This window comes from Mycoplasma sp. 1012 (assembly GCF_054343455.1).
The window spans coordinates 1-19889 of sequence record NZ_JBTGVG010000002.1 but is presented as its reverse complement, the minus strand read 5'-3'; the positions used below and the strand labels follow the sequence as shown (position 1 = coordinate 19889).

Below are 19889 nucleotides of genomic sequence, written 5' to 3'. Positions count from 1 at the left end.
TGATTTTAAAAACAAAAAATAGTATTATAATTTATATACAAAAATTTGAAAGGAGAAAAAATGCAATTTTTAGATTTTTTTAATTGAAGAAGAAATGTAGTTACATTTGCAGAGTCTAAGATTTTATTTTATTCAATTTTTGCATTAATTCTTTTAGCAACTACTTTTGTTTGAATTTATAAATCAAAAATATATAACCATTTTAATTCAAACCCAGATAAAAAATATTTAAAAAATTTAAACAAAGATCAATTATTTATGGTGATAGGTGCTTTTGTAATAATATTTAATATTTTTAGAATAATTTTATTTTTGGTTCGCGATTATCCTTGAAAATGAGAATTAATTCCTTTACATTTATGTAGATTTTATATAGTTTATTTTGGATTTATTTTCCTTTTCAAAAAGGCACACAATATTAAATATATTAGTATATTAGCTTTTTTAGGTGGAATAGTAGGATTTTTATTTGTAAATTTAGGACCTGTTCCTGAATTTATTAATCAAGACAGAATTTATAATTCTTTCCAACCAGGGACAATAGAATATGAAAGAGCAGGGTTTGACTCTGGATATGACACTTATGCTTACTGAGATTTTATATTAACTCATGGATTTGTAATTTTTATCCCAGTTCTAACACATATTGCATATGGTGAAAAAGCAAAAATAAACATTACGGTAATAACACAAGGACTTGTAATGATGTTAATTTTAGGAATAGTAATATTTTTTGTTTCTTGAATAATGTATGAAATTTTACAAAAAATAGATAACCCTAAATTAAAAATAGCATTAGATCCTAATTGGTTATACCTTGGTAGAACTGGAATAGGGACTTTGGGAAAACTAACAAGATGACCTTTAAATATAGTAACTTTATCAGTTTTAGTTCCTTTACTTACTTATTTAGCATATTTTATTTATGTATTGTTATCTTCTATAGAATTTGATAATTTTAATGAAAAAAATAAAAATCCTAAAATTAAATTTAGAAAACCAAGAGAAGTTTTCCAAGAACAACAAGATTGAACTTTCTTTAAAAAAATAATGAAAAAAGAAACTAAATAAAATTTATTCTTTTAAGGAGAGAAATGAATAGAATAGAGAAAAAAATCATAAAGTTTATAGTTATAGATACAAATTTTTTAATAAAAGATGAAATAAGAATAGAAAAAAATATTAAATTATTAGAAGAAGAAGATTTGTCTAAAGAAGTAGAACCTTCTTTAGAAGAATATTTAGAACATGCTAATAAATTATTTAGAAATTTAGAAGCACAACCATTAACACTAGAAGAACTTGAAGAACATATTGATTTTATTTCAAGACTCACTCACACTAATCTAGATAATGATTTACACAGCAAAAATAAAGAAGAATTATTGACAATAACAAATTTAATTTTAGCTGGAGATAGAGAAACTTTATTTAAAATATTAAAATTAAAAGAAATAAAAAGTTATACACAAACAGACTATGATTTTTATAAAAATTATGCAGAAAATATAAAATTAAGAGAAGAAAAAGAAAAATTATTAGAATTAATAGAAAAATTAAAAACTGCTAAAAAAACATTATCTATTTTTACTGGTGTGTTAGCCGGAACTTCCGCTTTAAGTTTTGCTCTTGCTTCTTTCGGTTTTGTTGGAGCCTTACCAATAGCAATAGCTGGTTCTGTTGGAGCAACTGCTTCTGCTTCTATTGTGGCAGGAATAAAATTAGCGTTAGTTAAATACGAAGAAGAAATGGCTAATATTAAAAAAGCTACTTATTCATTATCATCTATTTATACTTTAGGACATAGCATTTCTAATATATTAAAACCAATTTTAATTGCTAGCGGTGCAACTATTTCTGCATCAACATATTGATTTCCTGCGGCTTTTAATGCTGTATTATCAATAACATCAATTTTATCTCCATTGTTTTAATCATGAAATCATTTTTATTAATATTATTAGCATTTATGCTTTTTTCATTATTAAATTCATTGTTTTTCTTTGTGTCTTATAAACAAAAAACTTTTTTAGAAAAAATAGACAAAAGAATTTGAAAAGCGCAAAAAAATACAAAAAATACAAATAGTTTGATTGAATTTATAGATATTTGAGAAATCATTATTAATATTTCCTTTTTTATATTTTTTATAGTAATGTCTACAATTGAATCTTACAATCAAGAAAGCACTAATGTATATTGAATCTTATCGATTATTTTTAGTATTTTGTTCATAATTTACTTCATATTAATTTTTGTTATTTATAAGATAAAACTTTCTAGAAAAACAAAAAGCAAAGAAAAAACAGAAAATCCAATCCAAGAATTAATTAATTTTTGAGAACAAAATAAAGACTTAGAAAAATACAAAAACTTAACTTTTTATAGAAAAAACAAAAGTAGAAAAGATTTTATAATAAAAAGATTAAATAAACAAATTGAGTTAATTAAAAAAGAAAAAATGACTGATGCTGAATTATTTAATTCCTTAATTAATATTTATTTTTCTTGTTTTGTTATTTATTTATTTGGAAACAGTACATATATTTTTAAAGATAAAAACTATATAAATAGAAGAGAAAAAGATTTTTATAAAATAACACTTTGATACACACTAAATTTGTATTTTTCAAAAAACAAAAATTAATTTTATATAGAGAATACCTATATAAAAAGGTATTTTTCTTTTTTTAAAAGTGATATAATATATTTACATATATTATGAAAAAAAGGAATTTTGAAATAAAAAAATAAAAAAATATAATTTTTTGCTTTTTTAAATAGTACACTTTTATTTAAGTATTATAATTTAATTATATATATTATGTAACTTCATTTTAAAATGAAGGGAAAGAAGGAATATTATGATTATAGATTTACCGATAAAAATAGAAAGTAGAGCTGTAATTCCTGTTATGGAATTATTATATGATAAACCGTGAGATCCAAAATTAGGAAAAAATATTGATGCAGGATGAGATAGGATTATGGACTTTTTGAATGAAAATAAATGAGAATATTTGCAAAAATTTAAAGACGGAAAAAGTTTAATAAAACTTTTAAAAGAAGTTACCATTTTTTATGAAAAAATTTTATCAGATCATATTTTAACCGAAACAAAAAAAGAAATTTCAAGTAATTTAGAAACTTTTTCAGAAGTTATAGGTTATCCGGCGGATGTTTTAGATAACGAAACACCACTTTCAACAATTTTAAAAGCTTCATCATTTTTGCTTAGTAGTTTATCTCTTTTAAGTAGTCAATTAATTTTGCAAGTAGGAATACTTCCAGATAAATTTATTTCTTTATCCAGATATTTAATAGAAACTTTATATCAAGAAGTGATACCTAATATAAAAATAATGGAAGAAACAATGAAAGAAATAGAAAATGAACTAGGAAAAAATAGTTTTATTTCTTTTTTTAAAGGTTATTTAGATTTAAAAACAATGATGTCGAATATGCAAAAAGCACTTTTTGATTTTAAATATTACACAGCCAGAAATGCTTACTCTGAAATTTATAAAAATAGAATAAATGATGGAAAATAAAGAAATTAAAAAAATACTAAAATGAATAAATAATGATTATTCATTTTTTAGACTTATATTCTTTTTAACTTTTAATTTTTTAATCCTTATATTTCCTTTAATTTTACTGATAATTGATTTAATTTTTAGAACTGAGATTTACAATAAGTTAGCTGCAAGTAGTGTAATTGCTTCACTTCTTTTTTATTTGTTACCAATTTTATTTTTTCCTTTTATATTATGAATATTAATAAAATACATTTTAATTTTAACCATTAAAATACAGATTTTAAAAAATAAAGAAATAGATTATAATGACTATAAAAATAAAATAAAAATGTTTTTTATAATGAATTTTAATTGAAAAAGATTGAGGGGAAATTATGAAGACAAACTTCTTTAGTTTAAAAAATGAAGTTGAAAAATTAACTTATTTAAGTTCGAGATTTAAATTATTTTTCTTTACCTTTATAGATTCTTTTATTTTCATTTTAACCTTATTTTTATCTATATTTTATTTAATCAAAATTAATGAAGCACCACATAAAGAAGTGATTATATATATTATTGTTTTTTGTTTTATATTTTCTATATTCTTTTTATTTGCAGCATTAAGAAGAGTTATGATTTTTGGACTATTATATTTTTATTATGAAAATAGAAGTAATTTAATTTGTTTTGCTTTAATATTATTAATAAATTTATTTTCTTTAAGAATTGGTTCAGTAATTAATGGATTTAAATTTATTAAAAACAGAAAAAATCTAAATTTCATAGAATCTAATTTAGATTTTGATAAAGTAATTTTTATAGGAGAAAAAGGTTTAGAATTATATTTTGATGATTTTTTTATAATAAAAAGTATTACTTTAATTTCTGATGATAAAAATTATGATTTAAAAGCAAAAATAAAGGATTTTTGTATAGAAATAGAACGAGATAAAATTTATAAATATAAAGATATTGAAATAGTTTTGGCAAATACACAAGAACTTTTTGTTGATAAAATAGATATTCAAAAAATTAATAATTTTAAAACCTTAAAATTTTATATTTTACTTTGTTTACTCATTAATTCTTTATATTTAAACAAAAATAATTATAAAAAAATGGTAGACAAAATTAATTTAATAGATTTTGTTTCAGAAGACGCTTGAATTTCTGATCAAGAAATAATGAAAGCAAAATCACAGCTAATATTACCTTCTAATTTAAAAGAAAATCTTTATCTAAAAGAAACAAAATATTTAGATAATTTATGACTTATGTATAGGATAATAAGGTTATTTATAAGTAAAGAATAAAAAAAGTTAACAAATAATTGTTAACTTTTTGTTTTTAGTAAACTTTATTTTTACAATCTCCGGTAGTTAAAAATTCATTTAAGTTATCAAAAGATTGTTCAACCATATTTGCAACTGCTTCATCTGTATATGAACCTATGTGTGGAGTTGCAACAAATCTTGGATAATAAGTCATTAATTTTTGAACTGTTTCATTTGGAAGTTCTTTTTGGTGTTTTTTAAAGAAAATTTCACCTTCGTTGTTAAATACATCTGCAGCAATAGCACTTAATTTGTTAGTTTCTAAAGCTCATAATAAAGCATTTTCATCTTGAATTTGACCACGAGCCGTATTTATTAAAATAGCATTATCTTTCATTTTGGAAATAAAATCTTTATTTATCATTTTATCATTTTGACCTTTAATATAAGGGATGTGAAATGAAATAATATTTGATTTTGCTAATAGGTCATCTAAATTGGTGTATTCCAGTACTTCTTTTGCCTTGTCATTTGGAAAAGGATCAAATCCTAAAACTTTTGCACCTATTGATTTAAAAAAGTGAGCAGTTCAATATCCGATTTTTCCTGTTCCAATAATTCCTACTGTTGTGTTTTTAAATTCTCTTGCAAAACCAAAAGGATCAACGGTAAAATCTTTATTATAACCTTTGTGAGCAAAGTGAAGACTTTTTCTGTTTAACATTACACCAAGTGAAAATGCTAATTCTGAAATAGCTGTTGGAGAATATGAAGGAACTCTTGCTGATTTGATTCCTAGTTCTTTCATTTTTTCTAAATCCATATGATCTGTACCCACAATTCTAGCTAAAATGTATTTAATACCAAAAGAATGAATTTTTTCTACAACAGCAGCATTAACTTTATCGCTTGCTCTTGTAATAACTGCATCAAAACCTTTAACACTATCAACAGTATTTTCATTTAACGAGTCAGAACGAAGTTCTAATTTATAATTGTATTTATTAAATTTGTGGAAAATTTCTTTTTCCACTTCTCTTACTCCAAAACAAATAACTTTTATATTTGCCATTAAAATACCAATCCTAAAATAACTATTCAAACAGGCATCATTACAATAGCACAAAGAGTTGCTAAAGCAGAACATTGTGCTGAATAAGTTTCATGCATTTTATATTTCATTGAATAAGCAATAACAACTGTTGAAGGTGGAACTGCAGCAAAAATAACCATTGAACTTGCAACATGACTAGTAACTACTCCTGTATATTTTAAAGGTAACATTATTAATAGAACTAGTGATGGTATTGCTATTAATTTAATTGCTACAAATATTCAAACTCATATATCTTGTATTGCGTTTTTCAAAGGAACTGTAGCAATAGTCATACCAATTGTTATTCAAATTAATGGTGAAGCTAAACCAGAAAGAGTTTGAATTATTTTGTGTAACGCAGGAAGAGTTTTACTTAATTCAAATCACCCTAGTATAACTCCTGTTTTGTTACCGTTTTTATCTACTACATTTCAAGTACCACCAGGAATTAATTGACTTAATCATAAAATTAAACCAATAAATGTAGCGATAACAATTGGATTTAATAAAGCGGTTTTAATTGATTTTGAAAAGTTTGCTTTATTGAATTTAAGACCAGACATCAACATAAAACATAGAGAATAAAGGAAAATTCTGTATGGAATGTTTCAGATGTTAGCTGCTAAAACCCCATTTTTGTCATAAACTGCTTGAATAATAGGTAGTCCAAAGAATGTTGTTGAACCAAAAATTAACATCATTCAAATAACTAAAGCTCTTGATTCTGTAACATTTTCGCCACCTAAAGTTTTGACAACTTTAGATTTGGATAATTTGGGAACTTTTACAAATTTAACTCAAACTAGTGCTATGATACACAGCACTATGTAAAAAGCAAAAGCGACTCCAAGAATTACAGCTTGTTCAATTAAACTTTTAATTGTAATGGTTTTCATAAAACCGTTTAGTGCAAGAGCAGGTAAAGCAATTAATAAAACAATTTGATTTATAATTCCTTTACCTTCTTGTTTTAAAATTTTAAATTTTGCGAATAAGTAACCTATTGTAATAATCCCGATAGAAGCAATTATTGCTCCCCATAGGGATTGGTTACTCACTGTTTTGATAAATTGATCCATATTTATAAAAAATTTCTCCTAATTTGAGTTTAAAACTCATATATATTTTACTATTTTATTTTTAAAAAATAAAGTATAATATGTGCCGTCGGAGGAAAAATGAAAAATATTAATATTCAATTGCTTGAATATGTAGAAAGCAAAAAAAGAAAATTAGCAAAAGAAGCAAAATATTCTTCTATTTTAGATAATTTTATTAAATGAGCTTTAATAATTTTAAATTTAACTATTATTGCAATTGCGATAACAGTTATTGTTATAGAAGTAAATCGTTATAATTCTATTCCAGCAGAAACAAGAAAATCATTTTTTGATGAATTAGGTTTAACAATTGTACTTGCTTCCTTTATTGTTCTAACCTTTTTATTTAATTTATTTTTATCTATTTATAGAGAAGTAATGAAATTTAAAGATTATAAACAAGCAATGAGAAAAATAACATATATAACATATAAATTAAGAGAAGATGAAAATTATTCAAAAGAACAATTTGATAAAGAATTTAATCAAATTGAAAAAGATTTTTTAGCTAAAAAACAAGTTTCAAAAGGGCAATTAATCAAGAAATTTATTTTAGGAGGTGGAAAATAATGAATGTAAAATTATTTGATTCTACAAAAGAATTTATTGATTATATAACTTTAAAAACTAATATAAAATCAAAAATTTATAAAATAATTTTTTGAGTAGCTGCTCTATTTTCATTATTATTTACTTTCTTTTCTGGTTTAATGGGAGTTGCAAAACTAGCTTCTTCTAGATTAGAAGAATTTAAAGGATTTGCCCTTTTATTCACTTCAGAAGTTGATGGAAAAATAGTAGATCAATGACCAATTTTCACATTGTGAATAGGAATTTCTTTAGCTATTTTAAATGGATTATTAGCTTTATTTGTTGTAAAGAAAAAATGAATAAGAAATCAAAAAGTTAATAATTTAATTTATTTAGAAAAAGTTCTTTTTGAAGCAAATGAAGGAAAATATGCAGAAGCAAAAAATAAAGATTTATTATTTTTTGATAGAGTTTCTGAAATACTTGGTAATAAATATTCACTTAACGAAGGAGAAGAATAATTATGGATTATTCAAATGAAATAAACAGAACTAAAAAAAGTATGAAAAGTTTAACTACTAAGTATTTAAGATCCAAATGAACTTTCTTAATTGTAAGTATTGCTTTAATTTTAATGAGTGCATTTAATGGATTGTTATCTGCTTATGCTATTGCTAAAAACCCAAATTTAACAGCAGTTTGATTATTTGTAACCATTTCAATCATAACTACAATAATGGCATTTTTAACAGCGGCAGCAACACTATTTGCTTTTTCTAAAAAAAGGGAAACAAATAAGCAAAAAGCTTTATATTTAGAACAAATTGAACAAGATTTAAAAAATGATTCATTAACAATTTCAAAAGATGAATTAGTTGTTGAACTGGCACAAATAGATATTGAAGAATAAAGAAAATAACACTTGAGAAAGTGTTATTTTTCTATTCATCTAAATCGTCTTCATTAACAAATTCATTATCTTCTTCTGTTTCTTTTTGCCTTTCAAATCCTTCTAAAGGATTTTTCTTATCATCTGTAAATAAGAAGGAAGAAATAATTATAGGATTTCTTCTTTTTTCTTTATAAAAGAAAGGAATTAAACGATCTTTTATTAACTGTCTTAATTCTGGAACTGTTCAATCTTCTTTATTTTTTATTGTAAATAAAACAACTCCATGAACTAATCTCTTGATTTCTTCAACAAAATCAGTGGATGTTTTAACATAGAAGCAACCTCTAGAAACTACTCTTGGTTTTCCTACTATAATGTTTTTATTTCTATCTATTGCGATAGCAATATAAACAAAACCATTTTCACCTAAAGCAACTCTTTCTTTCATTAAAGAAACATTAACTTTTGAAACAACATCTCCATCAATAAAAATTGGTCCTGGATTAATAAATTCCTTTGTAGTTACGAGTTTTTTGTTTATTAAATGTAATACTTCACCTATTCTTGGAATTATTAGGTTATTGGGATTTACTCCGTTTTCAATAGCAGTTTGCCCATGAACTACTGACATCCTAAATTCTCCATGGTAAGGAACAAAATATGTTGGTTTGGTTAATCTAAAGATTTTTTCGTGTTCTTCTTTATAAGCATGACCTGAAGTATGAAGATAACCATCAACTCCATTTTCTTTAATAATAGCACCTGTTTTGTATAGTTTATTAACTAATAATTCAATTTTGATTCTGTTTCCAGGGATTGGAGAAGAAGAAAAAATAATCATATCTCCGTGTTTTAAGGTTATTTGTGGATGTTTTCCTTGTGACATTCTGGTTAAAGCAGCCATCTGTTCACCTTGTGAACCTGTGGTTAAAATAACAAGTTCGTTATCTTGGTATTTTGAAATGTTTTTCTTATCAATAAAAACATCGTTAGGAGCATCAATATAACCCATTTTTCTTCCTATTTGTACTCCATTTACCATTGATCTTCCAAAAGTTACAACTTTTTTACCAAGTTTAGCAGCAAGTTCAATAATAACTTTAACTCTGGTTAAGTTAGAAGCAAAAGCAGTAATTATTATTTTCTTTTTAGCATCCATCATATGAGCTTCTATATCTTTTAAGATATCTTTTTCACTTGGTGAATGAAAAGGTCTCATTGCATTTGTAGAGTCAGAAAGAAGCACACTTAAATCTTCCTTACCTATTTGTTCTAGTTTGCTAAAATCAGTTAGATTTCCAATAGGTGTATAGTCAAATCTAAAGTCTCCTGTACACATAATGGAACCATTTGGAGATTTAACTCTTATTCCAAAAGCATCAGGAATTGAATGTTGAGCAGTTCAAAAATCTACTTCTAGTGTATTGAAAGTATGAACAGCATCTCTTTCAATTTCTACATATTCTACTTTTTTTCTAATTCCTCTATCTTCAAATTTAGCTTTTAAATATTGAATAGCAATTCTTGGTGCAAAAATTTTGGGAATATGAACTTCTTGTAGTAGATAAGTAACACCACCAATGTGATCTTCATGTCCATGAGTTATAAATAAACCTCTAATTTTGTGCTGATTTTCTTTTAAATAAGAGTAATCAGGAATTATTCCTTTAATTCCAGTAGCAAAAGTATCAGCAAATTTAATTCCTGCATCAATTATTACTATGTCGTTTTCGTGTTCTATTATAAGGGTAGATTTACCTATTTCTTGCATTCCACCTAATGCAAATAATTTTGTTGGTTTCATATGTCTCCTAATATATTAATTTAAGTTAAAATAAAAAAAGAAATTTAATTAATTGTTTAAATTTTACAATAAAAAAAATTTTTTATAATTAATTTTTAAATTTTGTAAATTTATACAAAAAATTAAAAAAAATCTTGACAAATTTACAATTTATGGTAATATATATACAAGCGACCATAGCAAAGGGGATCACCTGATACCATTCCGAACTCAGTAGTTAAGACCTTTTACGCCGAAGATACCAGAGATGGGAAAATAGGGAGTTGCTGCTTTTTTTATTCCTTTTTTTACTTTATAAAGTATTTATTGAATTTATTTGAATAAATTTAGATTATTTTATAAAAATGTTTGAATATATTACATTATTATTATTATATAATTATTATGTAAATACAAAAGTAAGGACGGAAAAATGAAGAAAAAATATTTCAATTTATTAATTATAGACACTATTTTTGTAGGTGAAATCTTATGCTAAAAAATAAATTATTATTTTCAGTTTCTTCACTAGCTAGCTTTCCCATTTTTGCTACTTCAGTGGTTTCTTGTGCAACAACAGAAAAAGACAAAGAAAAAACTCAATATGAAAATTATAAAATTGAGTTTAACAATTTAGGTGATAAAGAAATTATTAAATCTAACGAAACTTTTACTTTTTTAAGCAACTCAAATGTTAGTTCAAACGAAACACAACTTAAGTATTTTTATCTAATAAAAGAAGAAAAAGATATAAATAATCTTAAACAAACTTTATTTGATTATGTTATAAAATATGAAAAAAATGATAACGTTAAAGAAATAGAACATATGAATAATTTGCTTAATTATCAAAAATTAGCTTTTTATTTAAGTAAAATAAATTTAAAAGAAAATTTTTATGTATTAAATAACTTTGTTCATACAAAAACATTAGATACTTTATTTAAATCACTATTTAAAATTACAATGATTTAAATTCAAAACAAAAGGAATTTCCTTTATATTCAATTATTCAAAAAGAAAACAATACTTTAAATTTTTATTCTACTAATCTAGAATTAAATGCTAAACTAAAAGCAAATAATGAAAGTGAACCAGCAGATGAAACAGCAAATTATGTAGAACCATCTTTTAGTTATATCGCTTTTGAAGTTCCAAGAAAACTATTTAATCCAGAACAATTGCAAACCTTAAAAATAAACAATAATTTTTTACATTTTGACGAATTTGTAAAATTTTTAAGTAAAAAACATTAAACAAAAAATCAACTAATGTTGATTTTTATTTTTTTGTAATATTAAGCGAATATTTTTCATTTCTTCAGATGAATTTTTTGGATCAGCATATTTTAGAACATCTATATTAGATAATAATCCTTCTCTTATTTCTTTCATTTGTCAATTATCATAAATTGGATTAGCATAAAGAGAAATATCTAAATTTTTTTCTAAACCTAAACGAATTTGTTCCATTTGAAAGCAATTAAAATTATTTGTTGCATATTTAGATACATCTATTTTTGATTCTAAACCAAGAAAAATTTGTTTTAGTTGTGATGCACAATAATGGTGACAATTAAAACCGTTAGTTTCAATGAAAGATTTATGATTATTAATTATAGAACTTTTGTGTTGTTCAAAATAATCGATTTCTTCCATTAATTCTTTATATTCGCTATTTGTACCTAAATAAATGTTTTTAAGTTCTAATAAAGTTTGTTTTAATGTATTTCTGTTGTTTATGATATCTACAACTAATTTTTCTTTTTCTAAAATTGACTCTTCACTGTTATTTGAATTTTTAAAATGATTAAGATCTCTGGTTAAAAAATCTTTATGACAATAAAGTGTTTTAGCAGTAATTTGGTCATTTTTTATAGAAATTTCACTTAAAGAAACATAAGGTGGATTTTGTTTGAGATTATCTCAAAGCATAAAATAAATATTTTTAATATCATCTAAATCTAGAAATTTAGTATCTAGATAAAGTAAATTATTTTTATCAAAAACTTTAAATAAATCTTTTTCAAAAATTTTATAAATTTGAGCAGTATCTATAAAACTATCATGATTTAGTAATCCGTTATTTGCTTTTTTAATTAGATATTCACCATTAAGTTCGTGTCTGAAATTTTTATGTTTTATAGAACTACGACATTTTAAATAATAATATATTTCTTCTCATTCGTTATAAAAAATAATGACTGGATGTTTGTGAAAATCATCTTCTAATCTATCAAATGTTATTGATTCTTCCGGGAAAAATGGTTTCATAGTATCAATGTGATTTTTATCTTTTTTCATTTCAATTCCTTATATTTTAATTATAGATCTATTAATAATAAAAAGAAAAAAAAGAAAAATAAAGAGGAACATAATTATTTTGTCCCTCTTCATTTTTCTTTTCAAACACCGTTTTTTAATTTTTCTACTAAAATATATACTAGGAGTATTTACTGGTATCTAATAATTATAAATACAACAATTAACTAATTTTGCTCTTAGCTAATTGCAACAAAGTAGAAATTTTATTTTTTGGAATTGTTGTTTCCTCTTCCGCTACCGGAAGGGTTACCTGTAGAAGAAGGAAAACCAGCGCCCTTAGGGTCGTTATCTGGTTGCCCTTTACCACCTGGATAAAAGAAGTTTATCATAGGTTGCCTCCTTTCTATCTAATTTAATTATTAGATACCAATTAGATTTTACAAAAAAAAAAAAAAAGCAAGTTTTTGACAAAAAAAACACAGGAGAATTCCTGTGTTGAAATTATTATTTGTTGTAGAACTCAACAATTAAAGCATCATTGATTTCTTGACTTAATTCTCTTCTTTCTGGTAATCTTTTTAAAGTAGCTTTAAAATCTTTATATTCAATTCATTCTGCTTTTTGTTTTAATTCAAGTGCTGCAGTAATTTGAACGTTTTTTCTTGATTTTTCTTTTAGTTCAACTACATCATTAATTGAAACTTGCATTGAAGGAATATCTGCTTTTTTTCCATTTAAAGTAAAGTGACCATGATTTACTAATTGTCTTGCTTGTCTTCTTGTTGTAGCAAATCCTGCTCTGTAAACAATATTATCTAACCTTGTTTCTAACATTTGTAAGAAGTTTGTTCCAGCAACACCTTTACGTTTTGAAGATTTAAAGAAAGTGTTTTTGAATTGTCTTTCATTTAAACCATACATAAAACGAACCTTTTGTTTTTCGTGTAAGTGTAATCCATAATCAGATAATTTAACTTTCTTTTGTCCGTGTTGTCCAGGAGCGTAAGTTCTTTTTTTACCTTTTGCAAATTCTTTACCAGTTTCTAAAATTGAAAATCCTAATCTTCTTGATTTTTTGAAAATTGGACCAGTATATCTTGACATTTTTCCTCTTTCTGCAAAAAACGTTAAGAAATAATTCCATATTATTTTTTTAAATTTAATGGTTTCGACATCCAGCAAAGTTTACTTCCAAATTTAAAACAAATTTAAAAAATATTAATATATATTATTTAGCTGTGTTTATTGCTTTAATATTTTACATCATTTTTGTATAATTTAATAGCAAATGAAGTATTTTTTATTTTTTTTATTGGGATTTTTAGTTTTATTATTGATAACTGGATTAATTATCCTTATTTTTGTTTTACAAAAAAGAAGAAAAGAAAAAGAAAGAAATAAAAAAGAACAAGTTAAAAAAAACGAAAGAAACAATTCTATAAAAAACGAAATTGATATTTTAATAAATCAAATAAAAATTTATTTTAAGCATGAACATTTAAAAAACGAAGAAGAAAAACAAAAAGAAGTAGAATTAAAAGAAATAATTAAAAAACATAAAGATAAAAACGAAGAAGAAACTAAATTTTTAAGCAGAATTGAAAAAGCAAATATTATAAATCATTCTTATGCAGCAATAGAGTTAAAACTTAATAGTTATTTTACAGATAGAGTTCAAATATTAGAAGAACTAAAAGAAAAATATAACTATATTTTTGAAAATAATAAGTTTTTTTTAGGATACTATAATAAAATGACTCAGGATCTTCATAAAGCTAATACATTTGTTAAAAATAATGAAGACAAAATAAAATATATTCATGCAAAAATAGACAAACTAATTAAAAAAATATCAAACAACAATGTTTTTATTTCTCAAAATTATTATTTAAACTATAAAAAAGAAGAAAATATCAAAAAACTAATTGAAAATAAAGAAAATATAATTCATTTATTTAAAATTTTAAATTATGTAGTTAAATTTACTAACGAAATAGACAACAATTTAACAAACATTTTTGAATCATTAAAAAATTTTTATTTTGAAAACAAAGAAGAATTTCAATTGGAAAGAGTTTTTTCTTTTGAAGAATACAAAAAGCAAGTAGAAATTCTTTTTAATAATGTCAAGAAAGCACATAAAGAAATTGATATTGAAAAAGTTAATATTAATTTAAAATTTATTTATAAATTAACATTAGAAAATAAAGAAAAAATAGAAAAAGAAAAAAGATCTAAACAAATAGTAACAGAAAATATTTTGATTATAAAAAATAGAATAGCAAGGAAAAAAAATGAGTTACTTCTTTTCATAGAAAATAAAGAAAATACAGCATTTATACAAGCAAAAGAAGAATTAGATAATATAAATTTATTATTAGAAGATATTTTATTAAATAAAGAAACTTATCTTGAACAAATAGAAAAAATAAAAAGTATTTTTGAAAAATTCATAATTATAGATTTTAAGTTAATCGCTTTAAAAAATATTTATTTTTTTGAATTAAAAGAAAAGAATTTATTAAACAATTTTTCTTTACAAAAAGAAATAATTACTGATTTTTTGGTAAATAAACATAAAGAAAATATAAATGAAAATTTCAAAAAAGAAATATTGAATTTGTTTCTATTGATAGAAAATGAAGAAAAAAATGACCAAAAAATAATTTATATTAAAAAGTTAAATGATTTATTGACAAATAATATAGAAATATTTACTGATTTTTTATACAAAGAAATATTAAATTTTTTATATAAAAATATGAATGTTTTTAGGAGTTCTAAAAACAAACTGGATGCCAGTTTTAAAATAGCAGAAGAAATGCATAGACAAGGAAACTATCCACAAGCATTAGAAAATATAGTAAAATTTTTAGAAAAGGAAATAATATAATATGTATGATTTAATTTTAATAAGATATGGTGAATTAGTTTTAAAAGGTGGTAATAGAAAACAATTTATAAACACTTTGAAGCAAAACATAATAAAAATTACAGGGGAAATTCCAGAAGTAAGTTTTGATAGAATGTATTTACCTTATAGCGAAAAAACTTTAGCAAATTTATCTAAAGTTTTTGGTATTTCTTCTTTTTCTCCTGTAAAAAGAGTAGAAACTAATATAGAAAGCATAAAAGAAGAAGTTTTAAGACAATTTGATGATAATCTTTTAAAATTTAGATTAAATTGTCATAGAAACTGAAAAAAATTCCCTTTAAATTCACAAGAAATTATAAAAGAAGTTGCTACCGAATTATTTGCAAAAAAACAGGAAATAAAGGTAGATTTGGAAAATTTTGATCAACAAATCAATATTGAAGTTAGAGAAAAATATTCTTATGTTTTTTCTAAATTTTATAAAGGATTAGATGGTTTACCTGTTGGTATTTCTGGTAAAGTTTTACATTTAATTTCTGGAGGAATTGATTCTCCAGTTGCAGCTTTTGAAATGATGAAAAGAGGTGTGCATATTGATTTCTTGTCTTTTATAACACCACCACACACTGATGAAAAAACAGTTCAAAAAGTAGATAAAATTATTCAATTGTTATCTAATTATCAAGGTGGTTCTAAATTATTTCAAATAAACTATACAGATTTAATGAATTACATCGGTTTAGTTTCTGACCAGTCTTATAAAATAAATCTAATGCGTAGAAGTTTTTATAGAATAGCAGATATTTTAGCTAAAAAATTTGGTTACATAGCTATATCTAATGGAGAAAATTTAGGGCAAGTTGCATCTCAAACTATGGAATCAATGGATGTTATTGGTAGTCAAACAAGTTTACAAATATATAAACCATTATTAACTTTTAACAAAAATGATACTATTAAATTAGCTAACAAAATAGGTACTTATGAAATTTCTATTGAAAAAGCAAATGAAGCTTGTGAATTATTTGCTCCTAAAAAACCAGTTATAAAACCAACTTCAGAATTTGCACAAAAATATGAAGAAGAGTTATCTGAAATTAAAAAAATGGAAATAAGTGCAATTGAAAAAGAAATGATTTTGAAAAGATTTAAAACACAAAAATAAATTTTTTCAAAATTGTTTTTTTTATATAATAATAATATTATGTATAATCACAAAGAAATAGAAAAAAAATGACAAAAACACTGAGAAATTAATAATTCATTTAAAACAACAGAAAATAAAGAAAAAAAATTTTATGTTCTTGATATGTTTCCATATCCATCCGCTTCAGGTTTGCATGTTGGACATCCAGAAGGTTACACAGCAACAGATATAATAGCAAGATATAAAAGACTAAATAATTTTGATGTTCTTCATCCAATGGGATGAGATGCTTTTGGTTTACCAGCAGAGCAATATGCACTAAAAACAGGAAATCACCCTGCTTCTTTTACACAAAGTAATATTCAATCTTTTAAAAAACAGTTAAAAAGTTTAGGTTTTTCATATGACTGATCTAAAGAGGTGGATACTACTGATCCTAAATTTTACAAATGAACACAATGAATATTTAAAAAATTATATGAACATAATTTAGCAGAAATAAAAGAAGTTGATGTTAATTGGTGTGAAGAATTAGGGACCGTTCTTGCTAATGAAGAAGTGATAACTGATAACGAAGGAAATAAAGTTAGTGAAAGAGGTGGTTTTCCAGTTATTAGAAAACCAATGAAACAATGAGTTTTAAAAATTACTAATTATGCAGATAAATTGTTAGAAGGTTTAAATGACTTAGAATTTTCTGATTCGTTAAAAGAATTACAAAAAAACTGAATAGGAAAATCTGAAGGTCACACAATTAAATTTCATATTGAAAATAATAGTGAAACTATAGAAGTGTTTACAACAAGAATTGACACATTATTTGGTGTTACTTTTATTGCTATTTCTCCAGAAAATAAATTAGTAGATTTAATTATTAATAATCCAAAAATAAAAGAATTTATTGACTTTACTAAAACTTTAAGTGAAAGAGATAGAATTTCCAATAATAAAGAAAAACACGGTATTTTTACAGGTTTATATGCTCTCCATCCTTTAAATAAGAAGAAAATCCCAATCTGAATTGCTGACTATGTTTTAAATTCTTATGGAACAGGTGCTGTTATGGGAGTTCCTGGAGAAGATGAAAGAGATTTTGATTTTGCTAAAAAATATGATTTAGAGATAATTAAAGTTGTACAAGATAATAAATTAATTAATTCAGAAGAGTTTAATGGTTTAGAAATTTTAAAAGCAAAAGAAGAAATTTATAAATTATTAAATGAAAAGGGAATTTCTGAAAAAGAAATAAGTTACAAACTAAGAGATTGAATTTTTTCAAGACAAAGATATTGAGGTGAACCATTCCCAGTTTATTTTGATGAAGAAGATAATATTTACATAGATGAAGGAATTGTAGAATTACCATATATGCAAAATATTAAACCTTCTAAAACAGGAGAGTCTCCTTTAGCAAATAACAAAGAGTGATTATACTTTGAAAAAAATGGCAAAAAATACAGAAGAGAAACTAATACAATGCCACAGTGAGCTGGTAGCTCTTGATACTTTTTAGCTTTTATTCTCAAAAATGAAGATGGAACATATTTAAATATAGATAGCCCCAAAGCATATGAGAGATTTAAAAAATGACTTCCTGTAGATTTATATATTGGTGGTCAAGAACACGCTGTAGGACATTTAATTTATTCTAGATTTTGACACAAATTCCTTTATGATATAGGGATTTTACCTAATGATGAACCTTTCTTTAAGGTTGTAAATCAAGGAATGATTTTAGGTACAGATGGGCAAAAAATGTCTAAAAGTAGAGGAAATGTTATAAACCCAGATGATATCGTAAACGAATATGGTGCAGATACTTTAAGAGTTTATGAAATGTTTATGGGACCATTAACTGATACAAAAGAATGAAGTACAGATGCAATCCAAGGTATAAGAAGATGATTAGATAGAGTTGAAGTTATTTTAGATAAATTCGCAAATAATGATTTAATTGATGCAAACTTTGATGATTCAGAGATGATTTCTTTATGACAAGAAACTATTAAAGAAGTTACAATTGCAATTGAAAATTTAAAATTCAATATTGCTATTAGTAAACTTATGGTTTTCATAAATGGTTTATATAAAACTGAAAAAATTTCCAATAAACAAATGTTAATTGATTTTTGTATAATGCTTTCTGTTTTAGCACCACACCTTTCAGAAGAATTGTTAAGCAGACTACAAGCAAACGAAATAAGCAAGCAATCATGACCAATTTTGCAAGAGAATTTAATTTTAAATAAGAAAATTAAATTACCTATTCAAATTAATGGAAAAGTTAGAGCGGTAATAGAAAAAGAAGAAAGCGATACAGAAGATTCTCTTTTTGCTAAAGCTTTAAACGAACCTAATATAATAAAAAATATTGATAATAAAGAAATTAAAAAGAAAATCTATGTAAAAGATAAAATAATAATTTTTAATGTATAGCATTATTATAAAAAAACACAGACATAAATTAATTAGTCTGTGTTTTAATAATTTCTTCAATTCTTTTGTTTATTTCATAAGGTTTTTCGAAAAACAAAGCATGACCACAATTTTTTAGTCCTATAAAATTTTTATTATAATCACTAGCTATTTTAGCCACAGAAATAAAAGGAACAAACATATCTTTGGTTCCTGATATGAATTCATAATCTTTATTAACAGAGTAAAGATTTTTAATATTTTTTTGTAAATAAGAAGAATTAATAATTTGTTTTCTTACCAAATTATTAAAAACAGAGAATTTATTTTTGGTAACTGTTAAGAAGACATTTGCTATTTTTTCTAAATTTTTTTTGTAATTATTTTTATTTTCATAAACTAAGTTATCTGAACTTTCATATGCTTCTTCATAGTTTTTTGGCAGAAGTCATTTATTAAGTCTTTCTTTTGATTGTTTTAAAGTTTCTTTAGCAATAGTCCCTAAAATGTTGTAATTTATTGGAGCAGCAAGTAATGCTTTAGGAATTAAATTATTATTTAATAAGTGCAGAGCACTTGCTCCACCAAGAGAGTGACCAATTACTAAATTAAAGGAAATTCCCGTTTGTTTAACAAATTCCGCTGCAATTTCTTGATAATATTCAATGGTTATAGTTTCATTATTAGAACTCAATCCACAACCAGGAAAATCAAAAGCAACAACATCATAATTTCTATCTGTTATTTTGTAAACTTGTTGTGCAAAACTATGTGATGAATTAAAGCCATGAAGAAAAAGAACCTTTGGCTTTCCACTATTTTCTTCTATATAAAATATTTTTTCATTTTTTATTAGTATTTCTTTTTTTTGCATATAACTCCTATATCTTATTAAATTATTTTATCACATTTTATGTTTCGGATTTTAATAGATTTTGCAAATTATTAATCAAAATGTCCCGGGGTATTTACTAATCAAAATGTCCTCTTT

General features: G+C 23.7%; 19 protein-coding genes and 1 rRNA gene. 14 read left to right on the top strand and 6 right to left on the bottom strand.

The features are described 5' to 3' along the window. The first annotated feature begins 60 nt into the window (after positions 1-60). The 6 genes from ACXX89_RS00465 to ACXX89_RS00440 all read left to right on the top strand — a co-directional run bounded on the left by ACXX89_RS00465 (position 61) and on the right by ACXX89_RS00440 (position 4834). Positions 61-1071, top strand: coding sequence for a TMEM164 family acyltransferase (locus ACXX89_RS00465; RefSeq protein WP_436358744.1), 1011 nt, complete (start codon positions 61-63; stop codon positions 1069-1071). Positions 1072-1094: 23 nt separating this feature from the next. Continuing rightward, positions 1095-1934 (top strand): hypothetical protein, encoded by an 840-nt coding sequence (locus ACXX89_RS00460; protein ID WP_458557260.1) that lies wholly within the window; start codon positions 1095-1097, stop codon positions 1932-1934. 35 nt (positions 1935-1969) lie between these two features. Next, positions 1970-2647, top strand: a complete 678-nt coding sequence (locus tag ACXX89_RS00455) for a hypothetical protein (RefSeq protein ID WP_458557259.1) — start codon at positions 1970-1972, stop codon at positions 2645-2647. Between the two features lie 217 nt (positions 2648-2864). After that, positions 2865-3551, top strand: coding sequence for a hypothetical protein (locus ACXX89_RS00450; RefSeq protein WP_436358749.1), 687 nt, complete (start codon positions 2865-2867; stop codon positions 3549-3551). Beyond that, complete coding sequence (locus ACXX89_RS00445) at positions 3538-3933, top strand: hypothetical protein (protein ID WP_458557258.1); 396 nt, start codon at positions 3538-3540, stop codon at positions 3931-3933. Before ACXX89_RS00450 ends, ACXX89_RS00445 begins: the two co-directional genes overlap by 14 nt. Further along, a complete protein-coding gene (locus ACXX89_RS00440) occupies positions 3914-4834 on the top strand; it encodes a hypothetical protein (RefSeq protein WP_436358751.1) in 921 nt (306 codons plus the stop codon). The genes ACXX89_RS00445 and ACXX89_RS00440 overlap by 20 nt, the downstream gene beginning before the upstream one ends. A 34-nt stretch (positions 4835-4868) precedes the next feature. On the opposite strand, the gene ACXX89_RS00435 is transcribed toward ACXX89_RS00440, so the two are convergent. Together ACXX89_RS00435 and ACXX89_RS00430 are read right to left on the bottom strand one after the other, a co-directional pair. After that, positions 4869-5867 (bottom strand): NAD(P)-dependent oxidoreductase, encoded by a 999-nt coding sequence (locus ACXX89_RS00435; RefSeq protein WP_458557257.1) that lies wholly within the window; start codon positions 5865-5867, stop codon positions 4869-4871. Then, positions 5867-6970 (bottom strand): AEC family transporter, encoded by a 1104-nt coding sequence (locus ACXX89_RS00430; protein WP_458557256.1) that lies wholly within the window; start codon positions 6968-6970, stop codon positions 5867-5869. Before ACXX89_RS00430 ends, ACXX89_RS00435 begins: the two co-directional genes overlap by 1 nt. 99 nt (positions 6971-7069) lie before the next feature. Between ACXX89_RS00430 and ACXX89_RS00425 the strand changes: the two genes are divergently transcribed. The 3 genes from ACXX89_RS00425 to ACXX89_RS00415 are packed head-to-tail and all read left to right on the top strand — an operon-like array spanning position 7070 to position 8432. Then, on the top strand, positions 7070-7561 hold the full coding sequence (locus ACXX89_RS00425) for a hypothetical protein (RefSeq protein ID WP_436358754.1): 492 nt from the start codon (positions 7070-7072) through the stop codon (positions 7559-7561). Further along, entirely contained in the window at positions 7561-8043 is a 483-nt protein-coding gene (locus ACXX89_RS00420; protein ID WP_458557255.1) for a DUF4231 domain-containing protein, read from the top strand. Before ACXX89_RS00425 ends, ACXX89_RS00420 begins: the two co-directional genes overlap by 1 nt. Before the next feature lie 2 nt (positions 8044-8045). Next, positions 8046-8432 carry a hypothetical protein gene (locus ACXX89_RS00415; protein WP_436358756.1) on the top strand — a complete coding sequence of 129 codons (387 nt, stop codon included), beginning with the start codon at positions 8046-8048 and terminating at the stop codon, positions 8430-8432. A gap of 31 nt (positions 8433-8463) precedes the next feature. Here ACXX89_RS00415 and ACXX89_RS00410 read toward each other — a convergent pair whose 3' ends face one another. Beyond that, positions 8464-10218, bottom strand: coding sequence for a ribonuclease J (locus ACXX89_RS00410; RefSeq protein ID WP_458557254.1), 1755 nt, complete (start codon positions 10216-10218; stop codon positions 8464-8466). A gap of 166 nt (positions 10219-10384) precedes the next feature. Between ACXX89_RS00410 and rrf the strand changes: the two genes are divergently transcribed. Beyond that, a 5S ribosomal RNA gene (rrf, locus tag ACXX89_RS00405) occupies positions 10385-10490 on the top strand. 199 nt (positions 10491-10689) lie between these two features. Beyond that, entirely contained in the window at positions 10690-11172 is a 483-nt protein-coding gene (locus ACXX89_RS00400; RefSeq protein ID WP_458557253.1) for a hypothetical protein, read from the top strand. Positions 11173-11465: 293 nt separating this feature from the next. On the opposite strand, the gene ACXX89_RS00395 is transcribed toward ACXX89_RS00400, so the two are convergent. Together ACXX89_RS00395 and rpsD are read right to left on the bottom strand one after the other, a co-directional pair. Further along, positions 11466-12500 carry an Mbov_0400 family ICE element protein gene (locus ACXX89_RS00395; protein ID WP_458557252.1) on the bottom strand — a complete coding sequence of 345 codons (1035 nt, stop codon included), beginning with the start codon at positions 12498-12500 and terminating at the stop codon, positions 11466-11468. Between the two features lie 465 nt (positions 12501-12965). Then, a complete protein-coding gene (rpsD, locus tag ACXX89_RS00390; RefSeq protein WP_436358760.1) occupies positions 12966-13565 on the bottom strand; it encodes a 30S ribosomal protein S4 in 600 nt (199 codons plus the stop codon). 208 nt (positions 13566-13773) lie between these two features. Here rpsD and ACXX89_RS00385 point away from each other — a divergent pair, with 208 nt between their 5' ends. The 3 genes from ACXX89_RS00385 to leuS are packed head-to-tail and all read left to right on the top strand — an operon-like array spanning position 13774 to position 18919. Next, a complete protein-coding gene (locus ACXX89_RS00385) occupies positions 13774-15354 on the top strand; it encodes a hypothetical protein (protein ID WP_458557251.1) in 1581 nt (526 codons plus the stop codon). A 1-nt stretch (position 15355) separates the two neighbouring features. Continuing rightward, the gene (gene thiI / locus ACXX89_RS00380) at positions 15356-16501 is read left to right on the top strand and encodes a tRNA uracil 4-sulfurtransferase ThiI (RefSeq protein WP_458557250.1); all 1146 of its coding nucleotides are present in this window, start codon (positions 15356-15358) and stop codon (positions 16499-16501) included. 39 nt (positions 16502-16540) lie between these two features. Next, positions 16541-18919: a leucine--tRNA ligase gene (gene leuS, locus ACXX89_RS00375; protein ID WP_458557249.1), complete on the top strand. Its 2379-nt coding sequence runs from the start codon at positions 16541-16543 to the stop codon at positions 18917-18919. A gap of 28 nt (positions 18920-18947) precedes the next feature. Here leuS and ACXX89_RS00370 read toward each other — a convergent pair whose 3' ends face one another. Further along, on the bottom strand, positions 18948-19772 hold the full coding sequence (locus tag ACXX89_RS00370) for an alpha/beta fold hydrolase (RefSeq protein WP_458557248.1): 825 nt from the start codon (positions 19770-19772) through the stop codon (positions 18948-18950). Positions 19773-19889: the final 117 nt, after the last annotated feature.